Here is a 22,716-nt window from a genome sequence, read left to right on the forward strand (position 1 = left end):
GTCAAGGGGAGTCACAGGGACGGTATTACATTATTTCAGCCTCTGCGCCTGATCATATATCCCCTTCAGCAGAATATCAAACTCATCAAATTTCTCCACCGCTGTCCTTGCTCCCTCTTCGCCCATACTGGACAAAGATGCCACCTGCTCACTTGTGGCGGCGAGGCTCGCAATATTATTATTGATCTCCGTTGCACTTCTTCCTATAGCTTCTATGGAAGTACCGATATCATTAAATCTTCCTATAAGGTTTCCAACGTTCTCCCCGATCTCTTCAAAAGTATCTGCGGTCTCTCTGATAAGAATGTCCTGAGCCTTGACAGACTCAGCTGCCGCATTGGTAGAGTCTACCGCATTCTGAACATCAGCGGAAAGCTCCTGCATGATGCTGGTGATCTGATTTGAAGCACTGCTGGTCTGCTCCGACAGCTGCCTTATCTCATCGGCAACCACAACGAAACCTTTCCCGGCTTCTCCCGCACGCGCTGCCTCAATTGAAGCATTGAGCGCAAGAAGATTGGTCTGCTTTGATATCGATATGATGGAACCGACAATCTTCTCAACCTTTTCGACCTTCTCAGTGACAGCTTCTGTGGATGCCACCGTCTTATCACTCATCTCAACAACATTTGCGGTCTTGTCCTTGAGCTGGTCGATGACCTTAGTCCCATCAATAACGGCTTTCTGCGTGCTCTCGGACATCTCAACCATCTGATTTCTCTTGGCATCAGCCACTTCCGTCTGCTCATGGATATCTGCTATCTGATGTGACTGCTCTGTCACGGCAGCTGCGGTATGTCCTGTGCTGCCCGCGATTTCCCTCATGCCATCGTGGTTTCTTCCTATGATGCTCTTTAACTCATCGACTTCCCCATGGGCCTCATCAAACAGCCCCGTAATTTCCTTGGCGATCTCCACCATCTGGATACGGGTCTTTTCCTGGGTCTCCTGCCCTTGCTTGATGGCCTCGTCGTCCTCTCTTACCAGGGTCCGCCTCATCTTAAGCGACTCTATTCCGGCAATTCCCGCAAGAATGATTATGAAACTGGCCACAAAATGGTCTCTGGGTATCGAACCTGTAGCAATAAGATTTCTGACCAGGACAATAAGTCCGCCTATGGTCATAGTCATCTGTCCCACCACATAGAGCCTTAAGTCCAGATAAAGAATACACGACAGCATTACCGGTATCGCGAATGCATAAAAAATCATTTCATTTTGTATTATCATGATAATGATATAGTAAAGAGTCGGACCTCCAAGAATGACCACTGCGCCAAACCTGGTCTCTCTGAATTTGATAAATCCAACCGTCATCTGCAGCACACCTGCCAGGACAGCGACAATCTCGATGACAAGCCCCAGGCTCATTCCGTGTGTTGCAGCATCCAGCACTACCATTAAAAGCGCAGTAAAGGCAATAATAAGGTTGATCTGAAATACTTTTTTGTTTGATCTTGCATACTGGTCAGGGGTCATATAATTTTCTCCTTTAGCCATGAAAACAGAATTTAACTGTACAATAACTTACAAGAATAATTATACAATATTTCGTTGTGAATAATTATTAGATTACGCTAAAATCAATCTTGCATCCGGTTATGAAGTCAGATAGTCGGAATGTGTATTAACTCCAACTCTGTTCTGTGGTGCGTATGAGGCATGGGCTACCAGTGGGTAGTATTTGACAGAATCCGTATCGGCCGATTCACCGGAAGCTGAGTAATCTGAATAAACACACAGCTCACCATTAGTCGACGCCCCCGAATAGGCATCGGCAGAATCTGACCCCGAATAAGTTGCAGCAACAATTTTACAGGACTCTCCCATATCTCTCGATGAGCTGAAATACTCCGGTACCGTTCCGGCTTTAATATTTTTTGCGTACAAAAGCTCATTATGTCCGTAATCTCCATTCTGGTTTCAACTGTGACCTCAGAGCCATATTTTGACTCCATCTGCTCTTTTACATCATTTGCAAGATTTTCCTTAAACTCTTCGTAATTCATCATGTATCTCCTATGAATTGAATAATGGTCGTGCCCGATTTTGGGCGTAGAAAAAAAGCAGTCATTCTCTTTAAGAACAACTGCCCTTTATGTAAAATCCATATTCAAATATCCTGCGTGATGATGTCCGGTTAACAGTATCTACACCAGCGCTACACCAGGCCTACACCAACTGCCATTTTCTAATGTGAATTTATGTAGCGAAACGTGTAATTTTAGTTTCCAAACAATCGCGAAATAATGGTTCGCGTGACCTTATGTAATTATACGTGATTAAGGAGAAGTCTTTCATTTCCCAGCTTCATGGTAATATATCTCCTTTAATAACAATTATTTACATAAAAATAGCCCTAACACGGCGAATATATATTACCATGTTAGAGCGAATTTGTAAAAAGATGAAGCACCATCCCATTTTCATGTAAATTGCCCGCGTCTTAAATCCACGTTATAATTATGATATAACGCAACCGGAAAGCAGAGAGGTAAACCTATGGCTTCTAAAAATCAGGTACTGGAAAAACTCTTCTTCAAACTTCTTCCCGTTCAGATCTTAATATTTGGAATGAATTCCATAAATTCCATCGTCGACGGAACCATTGCCGGTCGCTATATAGATGGAAAGACTGTTGGTGTAATCGGTCTGTTTTTTGCCATAGTCGGAATTGTTTCAGCTATCAGTTCCGTTATACTCGGCGGAGGAACGGTCTTAAGCGGCCGCTATATCGGAGCCGGAAACCTTGAAAAGACCAGAGGCGTCTTTTCCCTGTGCCTGACACTTGCCTTTGTCATAGGCTCTTTGATATCGATCATATGCTTTGTTTTCCCGGGTGAAGTTGCTGTTTTCTGTGGCGCCGATGAATCCTTAAAGGCGAGCGTAATGCAATACTCAAGGGGCTATTCCTTCGGTATCATTCCCATGTTCCTCTCTCAGCAACTTGCTTCCTATCTTCAGCTCGAAACTCAGAGCAGGAGAAACTATATCGGTGTCGGTGCCATGATCTTTTTCAACATCACCCTCGATATACTCTTTGTAACGGTTCTTAAGCTCGACGTACTCGGCCTTGCCTATGCGACCAGCGCCTGCAACTGGATCTATTTCCTTGTACTTGTTCCCTACTTCATCTCAGGCAAGGCTCAGATGAACTTCAGCATCAGTAATATCCTTTGGGAAAAGACCTTTGACCTGATAAAGATAGGTAGTCCGGGAGCCCTTCTTCAGTTCTGTCTTGCCATGAGAGACTTGACCCTCAACAGAGTCATTCTTCGTTACGGAGGAGAGGTCGGACTTTCCTCAAGAGCTTCAATGGGTATGGTCGGAGGGTTCTTTGTAGCCCTTGGCGTAGGCGGAGGAACAGTCATAAGGATGCTTGCCAGTGTCTATGTAGGTGAAGAGGACAAGGATTCAATAAAAAGTCTTATAAAGCTTGCGCTTACCAAGATGATGGCTATGATGTGTGCACTGATGGTATTTATGGTACTGATCGCAGGTCCAATGGCCACCATATTCTTCCCGGACAAAGCCTCTGAAGTTTACTTGCTCACCAAGCAGCAGTTCATGATCTACGCTCTGGCTCTTCCACTGATCCTTGTGGTGCAGATCCAGACCAATTACCTACAGGCAACAGGAAACAATATAGCAGTGCATATTTCTTCCGTTGTCGATGGATATTTTAGCGTAGTTATCCCGTCACTTATTCTTGCACCTGTCATGGGCGCTCTCGGTGTATGGTGGGCAACTCCCATAGGTATCGTGATAACAGCACTGGTTTACCCCATCTACGCCTGCTTTTATTGGAAACATATTCCTAAGAATGTTGATGAATGGCTACTGTTCAAAGACAGCTTTGGAGTAAAAGATGAAGATAGACTTTGTATTAACGTAAACAGTATGGATGATGTAATCGGATCCTCAGAGCAGATCCAGGAATTTGTTACAGCTAAGGGATATGCAAAAAGAACTGCCTACTTCTCTTCACTTGCAATGGAAGAGATGTCGGGCAATATCGTAAATCACGGATTTAATGCAGATAATAAAGACCACAATATGGATGTAAGGGTTGTCTCAAAGAAAGACGGAATCATGCTCAGAATAAAGGATGACTGCAAGCCTTTTGATCCCGTTGGAATGAACAAGCTTCTCAATCCGGAAGATCCTTCCAAAAACATCGGTATCCGGATGGTATCAAAGATTGCAGATGAATTCTCATATCAGAATATGCTGGGGCTTAATGTCCTGACAATTAAGATTAAATAAGAATAGTAAAAAACAAGCCCTAACACGGTGTTTACCATGTTAGGGCTGTATTAATGCTCTTTAGCTTTTTCATCAGTCTCGATGTCGGTATCGTTTGTCTTGCTCTCTACATCTCCTAAAAGAAGTGGTGCGCAAACTTCTCCTCCAACAGTTATAACCCATGTCTTAGTATTCATTTTTCTTACCTCCTCACACATAAAAAACGTACATTAAAAATAGTACACCATTTGGTGTACTATTTTTATTAAAAAACTATTAAATAATCTTATACGTTTATAAACTTCCTTGTACTGTCACTCAGCTTACTTGTTACCTGGTTGTTGTTATCCATAGCCTCGCCGATCTCCTGGATCTCTCCAACAATCTCTGTGGAGTTGGAAGCTGAAAGGCTGATGGCCTGTGTGGACTCCTCAACGGAATCGGTAATTGTAAGGATGGAGTCTGCCATGCTGTGCATTGTGTTATCAAGAGAGTCTGCCTTCTCGGTGAAGCCTTCAAGGATCTCGTTCATGATACCTGCTGTGCTCTCGTATTTCTCTCCTGTTTCAACGAATGCTTCATAATCTGCGATAACCGTGTTGTTGATGAAGTCTACAACCTCGATGGCGTTGTTTGAAAGCTCTTTAACTGCCTGTGTAACGTTCTCACTGATGGTCTGAATATTTCCGGCTGTCTGTCTGCTGTTATCAGCCAGTGCGCTGATCTCCTGAGCAACTACCGCAAAGCCCTTACCTGCTTCACCTGCTCTTGCAGCCTCAATGCTGGCATTAAGTGCAAGAAGGTTTGTCTGGGATGCAATATCAAGGATAACCTTGGTAAGTTCGCCGATCTGATTAACCTGTTCACTTTCTTTTACTGACTCATCAAGGGTCTTACTGAGTGCCTCAACTCTGGCACCTGTATTCTCTTTCTTCTGCATTGCCTCATTCTTGATTGTATCTGCTTCCTTCTGGATCTCGCCTGCACGCTCTTTTCCTGAAGCAACCTCGTCGTTGATGCTCTCAACCGCATCTCTTACGTCATTAAGCTGTTCCTTGATTTGAGAAGCTGTAGTTGACACATTGTCCATACTTGCTGAGAGCTCCTCAAGAGCAGCGGATGTATTGGTGATATTATCGTTAGCCAGTGCGATCTGTGAGGTCATCTTATCTGCGGAATCTGTAAGAATAAGTGTTCCGTTCTTAACATCCTTCATTACACCCTGTAGAGTTTCAATGAACTCATTTACACCGTCTCTGATAAATACAAGCTCATTTCCTGTCTTAACATTTATTCTTGCTGTAAGGTCGCCTTTTCCATCGTTTATATCGTTTATGATTCCCTGAACAGAATCGGAAATCTTAATGATAACTTTTGTGATCAGAACAAATGATACATATAAGTTCAAGAGGAGACATACGATAAATACAGCCATTCCGATCACATTCATGACTGTGATCTTACTTCTTGCCTGTGCCATATATCCGACAACGCTTTCCCGAAGGGAATCCACGGATGCATCCAGAGTAGCCATACCTGACTTAACGCCTTCCATGTTGGTGACATATTCACCTGTGAGAATTCCTGATGCAGTAAGTCCATCACCTGTGGTCATCATGATGTTATATACTTCATCAACATTTGCCATAAGCGCTGCAGCAGAAGTTTCAAGCTGCTTTGTTGCATTGGCATCACCATACATGGCAAATTCATCACCAATTTCCTTTACCAGAGTATTTACTTCTGTCTCATAAGCTTTAAGATTGGTTCCGACATTCTGTTTTTCAGCATCTCCGTAATACTGCCAAAGTCCTATTGCGCTCTGAATAGTTCCGTCAATCTTGGCAAGATCTTCCTTAACTGTTCCTTCTTTATGAACCAGCTCGGTTACACCTGCAATGATGCTCTGAGCGCTGTCAGACATTGATGATATACCATCATTTACAACGTAGCTGACCACATTAAATATTACCAGCATCAGAATGTTAAAGAATAAAATCTGAACCGGAATTGATTTAAAGAACTTTACCTTGTTTTTCTTGTTAGCAGACCCTGACATAATAATTCTCCTTTCTGGATAAGCGTATATCTAGCCGTATATACATTATACAACTAATTTATTGTCTTTTTTGCGTTTAATATTTTTTTAATAAAAAAGCAGGTAGCCCGGTTGTTTGACAGCCTAACTACATAAAAACCCCCACGAACCTTTCGATGCGCGGGGGCGGGTTGTTTTCTATAATGGTTTAACCGATAATCTTAGCCTTGGTGCACTGCTGGGTTATGAATTCCCATACAAATTCGAAATCTTCGTCAGCAGCGTAGATCTGGTTCTTTTCCATCAGCTCGTTGACCTTGATACAGTGAAAGTTCTTTTCCTTTATTACTTTCCTGACAAATTCAAAGTTGGTGCTGGAGGTGTTCTTGCTTGCTGCCAGGATTCCGGATCCGGCTGTGGTAAAGTTTCCTGTGGCAAGACCTGCCATTGCTGTGAGCCAAGCCAGGCCCTGGGCCTTTTCAAACTGCTTTGGCATCTGGATGTGGTAGACACCGTGATGATCCATCTCAAACAGGACTATGTACTGCCAGCCATAGATAAAGCCGATGATCACGTAGGAAATCAGAGAAAGTGTAAACAATATTCCGGGAACAATAAGGAATCCCGGGGTGAGAAGATACTCAGTAAACCATGTACTTATATTTCCCTCAAAGACCTCCAGTAAAAATGAAAGCACGATCTGAACCAGGATAAGAATTCCGAAGATCTTCCAAATGGTCATTAGTATCACGGGGTTCTTAAGCATATTCAGTTCATAGATCCATCTGTACTTTCCGTCAGGACAATAATAGATATTCTCAGTAACCTTCTGGCCTTCAATCTGTTCCATACGCTGCATTCCTTCCTAAATGTCTTTTACATTTTGTGTGAAATAGAATGCCTATACTAATATAATATCGTATATTTTGTATCATTCCCTCCGTGACAAGAATGTGTCATTGACAAATTGAACTGTCACATATACTCTGTTATAATTCTCAATAGGCAGTTTATTTATAAACGTTTGGAGGATTATTATGCTGACAGAAAGACTGAACGAACTGCTTGAAAGAATAGATGCCACCGGTGCAGAGATCGCCAAGAAAGTGGGCTTTGACAGGACCAATATAAGCCGTATCAAGAGCGGAAAAAGGATCCCACATCCTGACAGTGTCACGGCAGAAAAGCTGATAAACGGAATATATCTTTTCGCAGACAACAAGAACAACCTGGGGAAGCTCTGTGAAGTTGTGGGGACAGATTCCAAAGCTTCCGCAAAAGAGATAAAGGCTGCCCTTAAGAGCTGGCTCTACGAGGGATATGATCCTGAAATGTCAGGCGGTCAAAATGGCACCTCCGGGAAAAAGAATTCTCAGGAGGCAGGTGCTTCACGGCATTTTGCCCAGAGACTCAACTCCTCCATGATCTTGGCGGAGCTTTCAAACGTGCTCCTTAGTAAGCTGATTCACGCAGATGCCTCTCTCATAAGCAGATACAGGAGCGGCGTTAGGACTCCTGTTCCAAACTCTGCTCTTTCCCTCCAGCTTAGCTCTGTTCTTTTCGACCGCATCCTCAAAAATGGGAAGGAAGCTGAGCTCTGTGATTTCATGCGCATCCCTGTTGGCGACCTTGAGGAGGAACTGTTTACTTACTGGCTCTACGGAAAGGACGAGCAGGAAGACAACGTTCACGCAGCGGAAAACATCCTTGGAATCTTCGACTCCATGCCCTCCGGAAGCGCTTTAAAACTCCCGGATGTAAAAGACGTTCTTGTAGCGGACACTCCAGGCGAAACAATCTATTACGGCGTCGAGGGTCTTAGAAGCGCTGTTCTTCGCTTCCTCTCCACAGCTGTAGAAAACCATGTTCCAACCATGTGCCTTTACTCAGATATGGATCAGGGCTGGATGACTCAGGACGTCACATTCCTGCTTAAATGGGCTTCTTTGATGTTTGCATCCGTAAAAAACGAGACCCAGATAAGCATCATCCACAACCTGGACCGAAGCCTTGATGAGATGAGTGACGCCATAAGAAGCTGGCTTCCCCTTTATATGTCCGGAAGGATCCAGTCCTTCTACTGCAGAAAGCAAAGGAATCCAAGGTTTACTCACACCATGTTCCTGATCCCGGGAGTTGCCTGCATCAGAGCATTCCAGGTTTCTCCTACAGATTCCGACGCAATCTATCACTACTACACCGACGATAAGAGCCTTGATATTATTCAAAAAGAGTATGAGGCGCTCCTTAAGAGCTCTTCTCCTCTTATCCATCCGCTGCCCAAGGAGTCATACCCTGTTGTTTCGGATGTTATTATCATCCAAAACGGGCTTTCTCTGGCTACTATGCCCGAGGAGCTGGTAAAGAGCTTTGACGATGCGGAGCTCTATGAAAACTGGCAGGTCAATAACTCCCTGCTGATAAAAAAGCTCGAGACGAATTCTTTGTATGAATGCATCCCTCTGGCAGATGAGGAGGCACTTTCAGCAGGACATGTTGCCATCACCCCGGCTTTTTCCACCACGCCACATTTCTACACTGCCGAGCAGTACTCCATGCACCTTAGAAATATCATTGCTCTTTCCATGGAGTACGAAAGCTATAGGTTTTATCCGATTCCGGAGACACCCTTTAGCAACATAGATCTGCTCATCTCCGACAACACAACAAAAATAACCCCCACCTCAAGACAGGGGTTATCCTTTGCGCTGAATCATCCTTCAATGTGTGTTGCTTTTCAGGCCTATGCAAAGACCCTGATGGAGCAGAGTAAGACTGACAGGAATTCTCTGCGGAAGATGCTGGAGGCAAGGTGCAGGTAAGCAGCTAAAAGCTCTTTTCCCATTAGACCTTATGCACATCTACTGAGCCCTCAAGCTTACGAAGCGTATCATCCAGGATTTCAAGATTATCATCCAGTCTGTCTCTGTAATCCGGAAATGTTGAAGGATCCGGACCTGGATCGTTGAATATAGCATTCATCCAGTAGAAGCAGAAGTTATAGAGCATCTCGAAAAGAGCTTTCAGGTTCTTTACAATGTCTATCTTTATGGAATAACCAAACCATACTACCGTTATAGAAGTGAGATCCACTTTGACGGAAGACACACCATTGGTCAGCTGAGCAACCTTGTATACGTTTTCAGGCTTAAGGCCCAAAAGAGCCAAAAGCTTAGTTATCGCCTCCACCGTAATATCTTCAAGGCTGCCACCCAAGGCATCTGCATCCTCAGGGTCTTCTTCAAGTACACCATAAAGAAAATAGTTGCAGATTGCAGCCAGGGATATGTTAGCGACTTTCGTAATGGCATCCGCTGTCGTTTCGTCGGTGTAGTACAAGAACATCTCCATTGCCTTTTTTGCATTATCCTGAGCAAATTCTTTTGAAGTTTTGGCAAGGGCATACTCCGTATATCCTATGCCGCCTTCTATCTGGGACCTGATTCCCTTCTCAAATGCCTTGTCTCCGGCGGCTTTCATGGCCTTCTGAGTTATACCACCAAAGAATCCATCAAGCTTTTTGGCAACCCACTCACCAAACTCCTTCAGCTTTAATCCCTTCAGAGTTTCCTCAACCTGCTCTGAAAGCCAGGACTTGAAATATGTAAGAGAAAGATCACCTACTGCTGCAAGAACAGAACGGTATACATCACCTTTTACCTTGTCGCTGCCATAGTAATAATGATTCGCAAAGGAATACATCAGGTATGCAGCCACCACGTAGCCCATCACTTCGGGATCTGGCTTTTTCTCTCCTGTCAAGACCTCTCCAATAGCATCTCTGACAGCTCCTGTAGCAACCTTAAAGAACGGATCAACGTCAATATCCGATCCGGGTTCAGCACCAAGTCCAATGTACTGGCCAATATACTCACAAAGCATATTCTTAAACGGATTGATAATGGCTGCTGCTATCTTGCCGTTGGCTCCGAATTTGACCTCCAGGATAACCTGAACAGCATAATCACCTGCTTTAACCAGCGCACTTGATACAACAACGTATTTGTCGCAGAGATCACCAAACTCAACATTGACCCTGGACTCTTCACTATAGAAGCGGACGCCCAAAAGAAGGACGTAGTTTTTTACAAACCTTATATCAGATGCAGAGTAATACTCTATATTGCTGAGCATGATCTTAAGGCTTTCACTACTGCCCACTCCATATTCCTGTATAGCTTTCTTAAGGAGTTTAAGCTCCTCTTCCCTTCTTGTAGCCTCGCTTGGCGGCTTAGGAATCTCACCCCAGAACTGAATAGGCAGTTCGCCCTCAAAGCGCGTGCCACCTTTGCCGTTGTAAGTGAGTTTCATCTTAGCATCATAGGGCTTACCAAACATCGGAAGAGTACACTTAGGATAGAAATCGTAGCCTCCTGATGTGGTGTAGTCGATCCAATATTCAAAATTCTCTTTGAAGGTATTGCCGTACCTGCCTTCATCATCAGGCTTCTCGCACCTGATACTTGGGTTCCTGAATATCTTGGTTTCCGCAGTAAAGGAATCCACATAGCATACAAGAACATCAAAGCTTGATGGCATGATGGAGATTTCACCGGGTTTAGGATCATCCTCTGCCACTGTAATAACCTGGAAGATGTCATCCTTAAAGTACTTAGTATTCGGCACAACTGATAACCCTTCAGGATATAGCTCCACATAGAATTCACTGTTTGTTATTGTTCCATCCTTAAACTCAGCTTCAACACTTATTGTCTTTGTGACCACATCAGCAATAATGCCATTTGCTTTTTCTATCTCCGGACTGCAGTTTTCCACAACCGCATAATAACCACACTTGTAAGCAGCTTCCTTTTCATAAGAAACATTAAAGTCAGGCCCGCCGTCAAACCTTATGTCTATAGGCTCTTCCACCGCGTCTTTTATGTAGAACATGATTTTTTCTTCGCCGCCCTTGCCCGCAATAAATACAGCTTCTCCGGGCTGAGTGCTATCCAGCCAGCTTGTTCCGTCGTCAGCAAGCTTTGGGAACACGATTGAAGGATTTTCACCCACGATATTAAACACTACGTTTCTGGTATAAATTCCGCCTTCTCCGGCAAACATAAAGGATACCGTGCCCTTGGCATAATTTCCTTCCTTAGGCACAGTGACCAGGGCAGCCTTGTAGCCGTTTGAAGTCATTCCCGCATCGGAGACGTTAAGCGCCGCATCATGAGAAGCTACTATAATCTTCTCTGTCAGCTTATCATTGTTAAAGACTCTTTTATCCCAGGTTGTCTCCTCTATCCTGGCATAGACATACTTAGGCTCATCTCCGCGTTTTAAGGTATCTCCGAAATCCTTGTAAACATACATCTTGTATGTGGATTTATCCTTCTTCTCTTTCTTATCCCGATCCTTTCCGTTCTTTTTCTTCTTTTTGTCCTTGTCTTTTTTCCCGCCGGTCAAAGCCCCTATAGCTCCGCCTGCAAATAATGCTCCACCTCCGCCGATGAGAATATTCCTGCCCACTTCATCATCGTCATATTCATAATCCGGATAATCAAATATATTTGGTGCACTCGGTTCATCCTGATAATCTGAATCATCTTCATATCCAAAGTCTTCACCTTCAACAAGCTCCTGGGAAATATTGGTTCCCTGGTCCTCTCCTTCGGTATCCTCGGCAGCGGTAGTATCTGATTCCACAAGATTATTGACATTATCCAGATTTATGATCTTATAACGATAGTTGATCTTAGCATTTACCACTTCTCCGGTAAACTTGTTGTCAAACCTGATCTCTGCAAGGCTGTCGGCATAAACAACGTCATCCTCAGGAGCAATTGTATACGCTAGACCTGAAAGATACGCATCTCCATATTGGGAAGGCCAAGAGTAGTTTTCAGCATTTTCCACTGCTTTTCCATTTTGTCTTGCAGGGTGGATATTTGTGTAAAAACCAAAAACCTCATTAGGTTCAATATCCCATTCCGGATTGTAGTCCGGATCATTTTTCATAAGCAGCCTTCTATTACCTTTTGTTGTAACTGCATTAGCTGTACCGGAAAGAGGACTACTGGAATAAACCTGCATAGTGTCTCCGGTTCGGGCATTTATCTGATAGGTTATATTGACTACATTTCCATTGGTTTTCTCTTCAATCCTCGAAATGTTCCAGTCATCATCGGAATATATTCGGAACACAAAGGTCACCTGCTGTCCACGATAACCGAGCTCCCCATCTAAAGCTCTCTTGTTAGGAGCATATCCCGAATAGTACATGTCCGTGAAGGCCCATACAGTATTTCTCCCATTTTGCGGCGCATCAAGCTTAGTACCTCCGGCTTCGTTATGCCAATAGGCATCAAAGGGCTTGTCGGCCCAGAAATCATTATCGAAACCGGCTATAACATCGTAATAAGTATTCCCGCTACTGTCTGTATATGGAACATCCATGAATTCGTGTGGATCATCGGTAGTATTTACCTGCTTTGCCATGGAAGGAATGGCAGCGTAAATAAACAGGACAAATCCTGCTGCCACTCCAGCCAATATCCTTTTAGTGATCAAAAGCTCTTTTCTCATAGCAATATCCTCAGACAGTATGCAGACACCCTCCGTCAGGTATCTTTACCCACATAATGATAAGTAACCTCTTTTGCGCTATCCAACTCGTTTAACGTCTTATCCAGAATGCTTGTATCACAGGGCATATTGTCCCTATAATCCGGTGCATTATTGAAATCACGCGGTTCATCGCTAAACAGGCACATGATGCTCTCAGTAATGTATTTGAAGAACATATCAAAGAACACCTTGAAATTATTGTAAACATCAAATTCCATCCGGATGTCATCAATACCGATTACAAGGTTGCCCTCTTCGTTTACGTACAGAGCATTAAAACCAATGGTGTATTCAGATACCTTATATACATTCTCAGGCTTTATTCCGTATTTTGACATAAAGTAATCCAACAGGATTTCCATCGGATCAGCGCTTGTTATATCATTGGGGTTACTGCCATACAGAATATAATTCAAAACAGCACCTACCGACAGTTTCATTGATTCACTAGTTATGTTAAAAACTGAACTTGAAGTATAATCAAGAACCTGATTCTGCATCTCTTCTGTAATCTTACCTACTGCATCTTTGGCATTAAGTGCAGCCTTAGCAGCATCAAATGTTGATGATCCATTCTTCACCGAATCTTTCAGTACATTACTAAAGGTCTGCTTTTGAGCTGCTTCCACGGCCTTCTGCGCTGCCTCACCATAGATAGCCTTGAACTTATCCCCAAACCATTTGGCAACCTTTTCCATTAGCCCTTTGCTATGATCTTCAATCCAGTTCGAAAGAGTTTCTTTTAATTTGACCAGTGTAAGATCTCCTAAAGCAGCAAGAACGGATCTGTATACATCTCCTTTCTCTTTTCCATCTCCATTGAAATAATGCCTCATATAACAGCTCATCAGATACATTGAGACTAGGGCACCCATTTCTTCAGGAGTAGGTTTTTCTTTCCCGGTCATCAATTCCGTCATCGCTCCTTCGAACGATTCCTGAACTGTCTTAACAAACTGCAATTCCGGATTGCCTCCGGGAGAATAGTACTCTGATATCTGGTGTCCTAAATATTGCGCCAAAAGATTTTTGAAAGGATTAAGGACTGCAGCAGCTACTTTTCCGGCAGGTCCAAACCACCTTTCCATGGCAAAAGAAAATGCATAGTCCCCGGATTTCATCAGTGCACTGCATGTGACAATATATTTGTCGCACAGTTGAACCATCCTAATCTCTGCTCTGGATTCTTCAGCATAGAAATGTACCCCCAGAAGAATGACGTAGCCTCTTACAAACCTTATATCAGATGCGGAGTAATACTCTATGTTACTGAGCATGATCTTAAGGTTAGGATTATTATCTATTCCAAATTCACGTATGGTCCTTCTAAGGTGCTTCAGCTCCTCTTCTCTTCTTGTGGCCTCACTTGGTGGCTGCGGGATTTCACCCCAGAACTGAATTGGAAGATCACCATCAAAACGCGTACCGTTTTTGCCTTTGTATATTAGCTTCATCTTGGCATCATAGGGTTTGCCAAACATTGGAAGCGTACACTTAGGATAGAAATCATACCCTCCTGCTGTTGTGTAGTCGATCCGGTACTCGAAATTTTCCTTAAAGGTATTCCCGTATCTGCCTTCATCATCAGGTTTTTGGCATGAAAGGCTTGGATTCTTAAATATCTTGGCTTCTCCGGTTCCAGAATCCACATAGCAGACAAGAACATCAAAGCTAGATGGCATGATAGGGATTTCACCGGGTTTTGGATTATCCTCTGCCACAGTAATAACCTGGAAAATGTCATCCTTAAAGTACTTAGTGTTCGGCACTACTGATAAGCCGTCAGGATACAGTTGCACATAGAATTCACTGTTTGTTATGGTGCCATCCTTAAACTCTGATTCTATACTGATTGTTTTGGTGACTGCGTCAGCAATTATGTCATTCGCTTTTTCTATTTCCGGACTGCAATTTTCCACAACCGCATAATAGCCGCACTTATAGGCAGCTTCTTTTTCATAAGACACATTAAAATCAGGCCCGCCGTCAAACCTTATATCTATAGGCTCTTCCACCGCGTCCTTTATGTAGAACATAACTTTTTCTGTTCCACCCTTGCCCGCAATAAATACTGCTTCACCCGGCTGACTGCTATCAAGCCAGTTAACACCGTCGTCAGCAAGCTTTGGATAGATAATATGAGGGTTTTCGCCAACGATGTTGAACACAACATTTCTTGTGAAACTGCCGCCCACTCCCGTGAACTGGAAAGTAACTGTGCCCTTGTTCTTATTACCCTCCTTGGGAACCACAACCTCGGCAGCTTTATAGCTGTTAACTGTCATACCTCCATCTGATACGATCAGAGCATCTGTAGGGGACGAAACGCTTATCTGGCTGGTAAGCTCCTCGTTAGTAAATACTCTTTTATCCCAGGTTGTCTCCTCGATTCGGGCATAAACATACTTAGCCTCATCCCCGCGTTTGAGAGTATCTCCAAAGTCCTTATATACATACATTTTGTATGTGGATCTCTTATCTTCTTTTTCTTCTTCCTTTTCCTTATCTTTCTTCTTAGATTTCTTTTTCCCTGTTTTCTTTCCTATCGCTCCTGCTGCGCCTACTGCTCCTGCTGCCACTGCGGCTCCTGCTGCTCCGGTACCAACCACCCTTGGAAGCTCATCATCATCTTTATCAAGCTCATCGAAGGGGTCCTCAAAATTTCCCGATTGGGACGAATCCTCTGATGACAAGAAATCATCATCAGATTCTTCTTCATACTGAGAATTACCGCCTTCAACGATGTCATTATCAATATCAGTGCCTTCATCTTCTCCGGCCTCATTATCAGCAAGCGTTTCTTTTTTCTGAGCAATCGGACCTGAATTGTCAGCATATATTTTTACTACCATTGCAGCCGGCCAATCTGCGCCAATATATAATTCCGTATAATCTGCTATATCCGGTATAGTAATAGTTTTTTCTACACTCTCTCCCCCATACACGGTCGTCGTTCCATAATCAGGAATGTAGTATCCCTTTTGTTCACTCCAATAGAAATAATCAGCACAAACACTGCACCTTTGCTGTAATGCCTCTTCATATGACAAAAACTGGCTATAACTGACATATGTTGGTGGTGCTTTTGTACTGACTCTTACCGTTATCTGATCTCCCTTTTGGGCATACATTACAGCTTCGCCAAAATACTTGTCATACCAGGTATCAGGTTCTGTATAATAGCCAGTATATTTAACATATTCCCAAAACCCCTGAGACTTAATCTCCTCCTTACTAATCTGCAGATTGCTCTCGCCTGTACTCTCAATCTCAATTTTTATGTCTGCATATTCTATTGTGGCAGTCCTTCCTTTACGTGTCACGGTTGCAATGTCTGATGCGGAAACTGTCACAGGGAAGAGACCTGCAGCAAAAATAAACAGCACCAGTCCTGCTGCCACTCCTGCCAGTATCCTTTTTGTGATCAAAAGCTCTTTTCTCATATCAGTTTCCTCAGACAGTAAGTTGTCGTTGCCTTAGACCTTACGCACCTTCACTGAGTCTTCAACCTTATGAAGCGTATCATCCAGGATTTCAAGATTTTCATCCAGTCTGTCTCTGTAATCCGGTAATGTGGAAGGATCAGGTCCGGGATTTTCGAATATCGCATTCAACCAGCCAAATGTAAAGTGATAGAACAAATCCCAAATTGCTGACAAGTTCTTCACATAGTCCACCTCTATAGCATAGCCAAGCCATACCACCGTCATGGTAGGGTAATCAATTTTGAAGGAAGAAAAGCCTGTAGCAAGTCCATAGAATTTATATACGTTTTCAGGCGTCAGGCCAATCTTACCCAAAAGCTTAGTTACTAATTCAACAGTAACATCTTCTAAAGTACCGCCCAAAGCATCTGCATCCTCAGGGTCATCAAGCACGCCGTAAAGGAAATAATTGCAGACTGCTGCCAGAGAAATGTTGGCGAGTTTCTCAATGGCATCCGGGGCAGTTTTGTCAGCATAGTACACAAACATCTCCATTATATTTTTGGCATTATCCTGCGCCAGTTCCTTTGAACTCTTTGCAAGAGCATACTCTGCCCATCCTATGCCTCCTTCTATCTGCGACCTGATACCCTTTTCAAAGGCCTTATCTCCAGCGGCTTTCATAGCCTGCTGGGTTATACCGCTAAAGAATCCCTCAAGCTTTTTAGCACACCACTCTCCAAACTCCTGAAGTTTTACTCCTTTCAGCCATTTTTCGACTTCATCTGATAGCCATGACTTGAATAAGGTAAGTGACAGATCTCCGGTTGCTGCCAAAACAGATCTGTACACATCACCCTTTACCTCTTTCTTTCCATGGAAATAATGATTTGAGAATGCATACAACATATATGCAGCTACTACATATCCCATAGCTTCAGGTTCAGGCTTTTTCTTGCCTGTCATATACTCTCCCAAAGCGTCTCTTACAGCACCAGTTAAAACCTTCCAGAACGAATCTACTTCAATATCTGTTCCGGGTTCAGCTCCCAGACCAATGTACTGGCCGACATATTCACAGAGCATATTCTTAAACGGGTTGATAAAGGCCGCTGCTATCTTGCCATTCGCTCCAAATTTAACCTCCAGAATAACCTGAACAGCATAATCACCAGCTTTAACCAGGGCACTTGATACCACAACGTATTTATCGCAGAGATTGCCGAAATCAGTATTGACTCTGGACTCTTCCCTATAGAATTGGACACCCAGAAGCAGGACATAGCTTCTTACAAACCTTATGTCAGATGCAGAGTAATACTCTATATTGCTGAGCATGATCTTAAGGTTAGGGTTATTATCTAATCCAAATTCTTGTATAGCTTTCTTAAGGCTCTTCAGCTCCTCTTCTCTGATGGTGGCCTCACTTGCAGGCTTTGGTCTCTCACCCCAGAACTGAATTGGAATATCACCGTCAAAGTTTGTACCATCTTTGCCTTTGTAAATGAGCTTCATCTTAGCTTCATAGGGCTTGCCAAACATTGGAAGAGTACACTTTGGATAGAAGAAATATCCACCTGAAGTGGTGTAATCTATCCAGTACTCAAAGTTCTCCTTGAAGGTATTTCCATACTTACCCTCATCATCAGGATCCTGGCAAGAAAGGCTTGGATTCTTAAATATCTTGGCTTCTCCTGTTCTTGAATCTGCATAGCAGACAAGGACTTCAAAGCTCGATGGCATGATTGGAATATCACCGGGCTTTGGATTATCCTCTGCCACGGTGCTGACCTGGAAGAAGTCATCCTTAAAGTATTTGGTGTTGGGCACAACCGAAAGTCCATCAGGATACAGCTCCACATAGAATTCACTGTTTGTTACGGAGCCATCCTTAAACTTAGCTGACACACCTATTGTCTTTATGACCTTATCCGCAATAATGCCATTACCCTTTTCCATCTCATTTGAGAGGTTCCGGATAACTGCATAATAGCCGCACTTGTACTTCTCTTCCTTCTGATAGGTCACGTCAAATTCAGGTCCGGCATCAAAGTCTATGTCTATAGGATCTTCCACCGCGTCCTTAATGTAGAACATGACTTTTTCTTCGCCGCCCGCACCTGCGATAAATACAGCCTCACCGGGCTGGTTGCTTTCAAGCCAGCTTGAACCATCATCACCAAGCTTCGGATAGATAATATAAGGCTTTTCACCCACAATGTTGAATACAACATTTCTTGTGAAAACGCCGCCTTCTCCCGTGAACTGGAAGGTTACTGTGCCCTTGCTCTTTTCAACTTCCTTTGGCGCCACAACACTGGCAGCCTCATAACCGTTAACGGTCATGCCTGCATCCGATACGATAAGTGCATCAGTCATGGACGAAACGCTTATCTGGCTGGTAAGCTTCTCGTTGGTAAAGACTCTTTTATCCCAGGTTGTCTCCTCAATTCGTGCATAAACAAACTTTTCTTCATCTCCGCGCTTGAGAGTGTCACCAAAGTCTTTATATACATACATTTTGTATGTAGATCTCTTGTCTTCTTTCTTTTCTTCCTTCTTTTTCTCTTTCTTCTGAGATTTCTTTTTTCCTGAGCCCTTGGCTGCTGCCCCTGCAGCGCCAACTGCTCCTGCTGCCACTGCAGCCCCTGCTGCTCCTGTTCCAACTGCCCTTGGAAGCTCCTCATCTATTTCAAGCTCCTCGAAGGGATTTTCAAAATCCTCAGGGAACCATGAATCATCGGATAACCAGGAATCATCATCCTCTGTAGATGGTGTAAAGTCATCGCCTTCCACAATGTCAGTTGAAATGTCTGTACCCTCATCCTCACCGGCTGTGCTAAGGGCATTGGATGTTTCAGCCTCCATGGCATTGTTAACTTTATCAATGTTGATAACCTTAAACCGGTAGTATATCTTGGCATTTACCACTGTCTCGGTATATTTGTTGTCAAATCTCATCTTAGCCAGAGCATCAGCATAGATCACATCATCATCTTCGGTGATTGTGTATATCATTCCCGAGCAGGAGCCATCACTAAACTCTTCAGGCCATGAATATTTTTCGCATCCATCAATCCACTTTTCGTTTTGCCTTGCAGGATGAACATTAGTATAAAAAGCTACAGTCTCACTAGTCTCAACAGCCCATTGCGGGTCATACTCCGGGTCATTCATGCAAAGACACCCCTTATTTCCACGTGGTCCTATCGTCATATAACTCAACGAGGAAATACTGACTGTATCTCCGGTATGGGCATTAAGCTGATATACAACCGTAACTACATCGCCTTCAGTCTTTTCTTCAAGCCTGGTAATCTGCCATTCATCATCCGTATAGAGCTTGAATCCCATAAGAAGCCTGGGGCTAAAGGACCCTTGTACTTTACGGGGTGTTTCCGATCTTCCTTCACCGGAGTAGTATTGATCCATACAAATCCAATTCCGATTTCTGTCATGAATCGGTTCATCAAGCTCATACATTCCCTCATTGTGCCAATAGGCATCAAAAGGCAGATAAGCCCAGAAGTCATTATTAAGACCGCCCAGCTCCAAGTAAGATGTTTCTCCACTTGAACTGGTGTATTCCACATCCAGAATTGTTCTGGGATCATCTTCAGTATTTACCTGCTTTGCCATGGAAGGAATGGCAGCGTAAATAAACAGGACAAGTCCTGCTGCCACTCCTGCAAGTATTCTTTTTGCAATCAAAAGCTCTTTTCTCATCAGATGCCCTCATATGCTCCGGTTATGGTGTAGCTCTTATCATCATTACCTTGCCGATCTCGGTGTCGCCGTTATAAACCGGGCCAATGGCATAGTCAAAACCATTCTTTGAAACAAACTTGTTGATCTTACAGTTAAGATCAGAATTGAGACTGTAGACATCCATGGAGGTTTGCTCCTCGTCCCAGTCCCCCTCAAAGGTCATGGTCACCTGAGAGTTGTCTAAAAGCTCCATCTGGTCACGAGCATCTCCCGGATACTGGTACCTTGCCTTTGTATTTAAAAGAACTGTCAGCTTATATCCCATGTACTGGACATCTGCATCAGAAATGACTATCCTGCACATCTCTTTACCGTCTACAGGGGTTTGGGCATAAAGTAATGATTTCCACTTTCCGCCAAGGCCCCAAAGTTCCTTGTAGGGTGTTCCGTCCTCAGGGAAGCCATCGTCGTAGAACCAGTCAAAGTCCTGAATAACTACATCCTGGTCCGGACCGGTAATACTGGGAGTAATAGAGCCAGATGCAGTCTGGGAGTAGTCTCCGGCAGTATCTTCGCTTGCCTGTGCTGCAGTGCTCTGATCAGCCGTTTGAGCAGGGCTCTCAGTAGCTTCCTGGGCCTGGGTTTCTGCTGCCGTCTCAGTTGCTGCGGTAGTATCAGCTGCCTGCTGCTGCGCATTTTCAGGCATTACTTCTGAGGACGCTTCAGTTATCTGATTATCATCCTTGTCTGACTTTCCACCGATAAGGCCTGCCTTTTTCGCAGCAATTCCCACAATCACAATTATGGCAACCGCCAGAACTCCGGCTGCAGCCATGATTATGGTCTTTGTATTACCAGACATCCCTGAACCTCCTGATGTTCCGGCAGGTGCTGCACTTTCCTGCTGTGCCTGGTAATTTGTATTTGGTGTTGGAGGTGTCGGAGGAATTGGTGCACTCTGTACCTGGGGCGCAGGTGGAATGCGATTTCCCTGAATGTTTGGCTCCGGAGGTATAGGCTTAGCTGAAGGCTCCGGGACTCTTGGAATAATCTTTGGCCCGGAATTTCCTGCTCCTTTACCTTCTCCTGCTGCGGGCGCTATCTTTGCTCCGCATTCTTCGCAGAAGGTGCTTCCATTAGGTATTCTTGCTCCACAACTTTCACAAAACATAGGCACTCCTTTTTATGCGATAAATATGATCGTTACTATTGCAAAACCAAGTGCAACTCCTCCAAGAAGGCTTGTTATCTTCCCATCCTGTGAGGTTCTAATTCCATTTATCTTCTTAGCTGTCAGGGACTGAGCTATCCTGTATATCCAGCCATCCTTTTGTCCCACTGCCTGAAGAGCCACAACTGCTCCAGCTATTCCTGCCATGGAAGTAATGGCGGAAACATTATTGATTCCGGCAAAGGCAATATAACCAAGACCTCCAAGAAGGATACCTACAATGAAAAGAGGTATGCTCTTCCTGTCATCAGACTTCTTGAATATACCTGCTGCCCCTTTAAAAGTGTTTGGGATTCCTCCGGAAAGAAGCGATGAAAGCATTACGGCCACAGTGCCCTTTCCTGCTAGACCACCGATAACGCCAAGACCATCTCTGTCATATCCTCCCTCTCCAAAGGTCAGGAAGGATAAAAGATTCGTCACCGAATCATCCGAATTCCTGTTAATGCCACAGACAATCCAGACTGCTCCAAGGGCAATGGCCAGTATCAGATTTTTAGGTTTTATCAGAGTTCCGAATATTCCACCCACGAAAGACAATAGACTCTTAAATATGGTGTCAAAGGGCGAAGTTACGGCCTCTACTATATCTTCTGCAGCGCTTGTGGCTGCTCCGATAACCTGACTCGCCCCCTGAACAGGGGCCATGTCAATTAGTTCCCACTCTCCTGAGGTTGTAGGGGCTGTAAAATCCCCAAGCTTCAGGACATCTGCAGCACTCTTAATTGTCTGACCAATATTCGGAGCCTGCATCAGGGCAGGCGCAGGAGCACTGCGTTGCTGAGCCGGACTATTCATTTGCGTCTGCACAGGTGCACTCTGAGGTGCTCCCTCATTTTGTACATTTGCATTTTCTGTGAATGTTTCCAGCTTAGTCCCGCACTGTCTGCAGAACTTAACTCCCGGATTTAGCTGTGCCCCGCACTCAGGGCAGAATTTCAATTGTTGCGCCATAAAAACCTCCTGGATTCATCAACAAATCATGTTACTTCTTGTAAAAAATCACATTTAAAGGCCCTTCGTCAGTTCTGAAGTACATGGGTATTCTTTCGGGGGTAACGGTATTTATTCCAAGGGTTACCGAACCATCCTCATGAACCAGGGCCATATCCACCACTACTGAAGCATCTTCAGTGCTGAGCCTGAGTTCATGGGCCGCATCATATCGCACTTCAACGCTGCCTCCGGGTGGAAGAGGTCCTGAAAGGAAGACATATGTAAGCTCCTGCTTGCCTTCAGGAAGACCCAGAAGCTCGGCCAGTTCGCTGTCAAAATCTGCAATTACAGTCTTGTCATCTCCATTAAATTCCATAGTGCCGTGGTCGGAGACAAATACCCCATTATGGGGATCAGGAGCAGGTGTATCAGGCTCATAGGGCATGTTAGGTGAACCTGCCCCCACACATCCGGTCAACATTGTCACGGCTAAAAGTAATGACATTACTAATGCAATACCATTTCGTCTGCTTAAAGTTCTTTTCATAAATGCGATCCTCCAT

Annotated in this window: 13 protein-coding genes; 2 read left to right on the plus strand and 11 right to left on the minus strand. The window is 44.0% G+C overall.

Annotated elements, in window-relative coordinates; translation table 11 throughout:
- Positions 1–30 precede the first annotated feature (30 nt).
- Positions 31–1,479 carry a methyl-accepting chemotaxis protein gene (locus G632_RS0102335; RefSeq protein ID WP_022767425.1) on the minus strand — a complete coding sequence of 483 codons (1,449 nt, stop codon included), beginning with the start codon at positions 1,477–1,479 and terminating at the stop codon, positions 31–33.
- Between the two features lie 120 nt (positions 1,480–1,599).
- Entirely contained in the window at positions 1,600–1,890 is a 291-nt protein-coding gene (locus tag G632_RS0102340) for a hypothetical protein (protein ID WP_155828827.1), read from the minus strand.
- A 612-nt stretch (positions 1,891–2,502) separates the two neighbouring features.
- On the opposite strand from G632_RS0102340, the gene G632_RS0102345 reads away from it, so the two are divergent.
- Positions 2,503–4,266: an MATE family efflux transporter gene (locus tag G632_RS0102345; RefSeq protein WP_022767427.1), complete on the plus strand. Its 1,764-nt coding sequence runs from the start codon at positions 2,503–2,505 to the stop codon at positions 4,264–4,266.
- Positions 4,267–4,316: 50 nt separating this feature from the next.
- On the opposite strand, the gene G632_RS22405 is transcribed toward G632_RS0102345, so the two are convergent.
- The 3 genes from G632_RS22405 to G632_RS0102360 all read right to left on the minus strand — a co-directional run bounded on the left by G632_RS22405 (position 4,317) and on the right by G632_RS0102360 (position 7,133).
- On the minus strand, positions 4,317–4,442 hold the full coding sequence (locus tag G632_RS22405) for a hypothetical protein (protein WP_022767428.1): 126 nt from the start codon (positions 4,440–4,442) through the stop codon (positions 4,317–4,319).
- An 89-nt stretch (positions 4,443–4,531) separates the two neighbouring features.
- On the minus strand, positions 4,532–6,304 hold the full coding sequence (locus G632_RS0102355) for a methyl-accepting chemotaxis protein (RefSeq protein ID WP_022767429.1): 1,773 nt from the start codon (positions 6,302–6,304) through the stop codon (positions 4,532–4,534).
- A 187-nt stretch (positions 6,305–6,491) separates the two neighbouring features.
- Entirely contained in the window at positions 6,492–7,133 is a 642-nt protein-coding gene (locus tag G632_RS0102360; protein ID WP_022767430.1) for a hypothetical protein, read from the minus strand.
- Between the two features lie 187 nt (positions 7,134–7,320).
- Here G632_RS0102360 and G632_RS0102365 point away from each other — a divergent pair, with 187 nt between their 5' ends.
- On the plus strand, positions 7,321–9,105 hold the full coding sequence (locus G632_RS0102365; protein WP_022767431.1) for a helix-turn-helix domain-containing protein: 1,785 nt from the start codon (positions 7,321–7,323) through the stop codon (positions 9,103–9,105).
- A gap of 22 nt (positions 9,106–9,127) precedes the next feature.
- Here the strand turns inward: G632_RS0102365 and G632_RS0102370 are convergent, their stop codons facing one another.
- From G632_RS0102370 to G632_RS0102395, 6 genes are read right to left on the minus strand one after another with little or no spacing between them, the layout of a single operon-like run.
- A complete protein-coding gene (locus G632_RS0102370; protein ID WP_022767432.1) occupies positions 9,128–12,811 on the minus strand; it encodes a hypothetical protein in 3,684 nt (1,227 codons plus the stop codon).
- A 35-nt stretch (positions 12,812–12,846) separates the two neighbouring features.
- Positions 12,847–16,296: a hypothetical protein gene (locus G632_RS0102375; protein WP_022767433.1), complete on the minus strand. Its 3,450-nt coding sequence runs from the start codon at positions 16,294–16,296 to the stop codon at positions 12,847–12,849.
- A gap of 33 nt (positions 16,297–16,329) precedes the next feature.
- Positions 16,330–20,004 carry a hypothetical protein gene (locus G632_RS0102380; protein ID WP_022767434.1) on the minus strand — a complete coding sequence of 1,225 codons (3,675 nt, stop codon included), beginning with the start codon at positions 20,002–20,004 and terminating at the stop codon, positions 16,330–16,332.
- 22 nt (positions 20,005–20,026) lie between these two features.
- Positions 20,027–21,157 (minus strand): zinc ribbon domain-containing protein, encoded by a 1,131-nt coding sequence (locus G632_RS0102385; RefSeq protein ID WP_022767435.1) that lies wholly within the window; start codon positions 21,155–21,157, stop codon positions 20,027–20,029.
- Between the two features lie 12 nt (positions 21,158–21,169).
- A complete protein-coding gene (locus tag G632_RS0102390; RefSeq protein ID WP_035781905.1) occupies positions 21,170–22,171 on the minus strand; it encodes a zinc-ribbon domain-containing protein in 1,002 nt (333 codons plus the stop codon).
- A 31-nt stretch (positions 22,172–22,202) separates the two neighbouring features.
- The gene (locus G632_RS0102395) at positions 22,203–22,700 is read right to left on the minus strand and encodes a hypothetical protein (RefSeq protein WP_155828828.1); all 498 of its coding nucleotides are present in this window, start codon (positions 22,698–22,700) and stop codon (positions 22,203–22,205) included.
- Positions 22,701–22,716: the final 16 nt, after the last annotated feature.

Origin of the sequence: Butyrivibrio sp. NC2007, from assembly GCF_000421405.1 — a bacterium.
In the GTDB taxonomy this organism is placed as follows: Bacteria; Bacillota; Clostridia; order Lachnospirales; family Lachnospiraceae; genus Butyrivibrio.

What these genes read in the sequence shown, in the direction of transcription:
- G632_RS0102335 (WP_022767425.1), bottom strand. Translation starts at nt 1,479, where the DNA reads ATGACCCCTGACCAGTATGCAAGATCAAACAAAAAAGTATTTCAGATC.
- G632_RS0102345 (WP_022767427.1), top strand. Translation starts at nt 2,503, where the DNA reads ATGGCTTCTAAAAATCAGGTACTGGAAAAACTCTTCTTCAAACTTCTT.
- G632_RS22405 (WP_022767428.1), bottom strand. Translation starts at nt 4,442, where the DNA reads ATGAATACTAAGACATGGGTTATAACTGTTGGAGGAGAAGTTTGCGCA.
- G632_RS0102355 (WP_022767429.1), bottom strand. Translation starts at nt 6,304, where the DNA reads ATGTCAGGGTCTGCTAACAAGAAAAACAAGGTAAAGTTCTTTAAATCA.
- G632_RS0102360 (WP_022767430.1), bottom strand. Translation starts at nt 7,133, where the DNA reads ATGGAACAGATTGAAGGCCAGAAGGTTACTGAGAATATCTATTATTGT.
- G632_RS0102365 (WP_022767431.1), top strand. Translation starts at nt 7,321, where the DNA reads ATGCTGACAGAAAGACTGAACGAACTGCTTGAAAGAATAGATGCCACC.
- G632_RS0102370 (WP_022767432.1), bottom strand. Translation starts at nt 12,811, where the DNA reads ATGAGAAAAGAGCTTTTGATCACTAAAAGGATATTGGCTGGAGTGGCA.
- G632_RS0102375 (WP_022767433.1), bottom strand. Translation starts at nt 16,296, where the DNA reads ATGAGAAAAGAGCTTTTGATCACAAAAAGGATACTGGCAGGAGTGGCA.
- G632_RS0102380 (WP_022767434.1), bottom strand. Translation starts at nt 20,004, where the DNA reads ATGAGAAAAGAGCTTTTGATTGCAAAAAGAATACTTGCAGGAGTGGCA.
- G632_RS0102385 (WP_022767435.1), bottom strand. Translation starts at nt 21,157, where the DNA reads ATGTTTTGTGAAAGTTGTGGAGCAAGAATACCTAATGGAAGCACCTTC.
- G632_RS0102390 (WP_035781905.1), bottom strand. Translation starts at nt 22,171, where the DNA reads ATGGCGCAACAATTGAAATTCTGCCCTGAGTGCGGGGCACAGCTAAAT.
- G632_RS0102395 (WP_155828828.1), bottom strand. Translation starts at nt 22,700, where the DNA reads ATGAAAAGAACTTTAAGCAGACGAAATGGTATTGCATTAGTAATGTCA.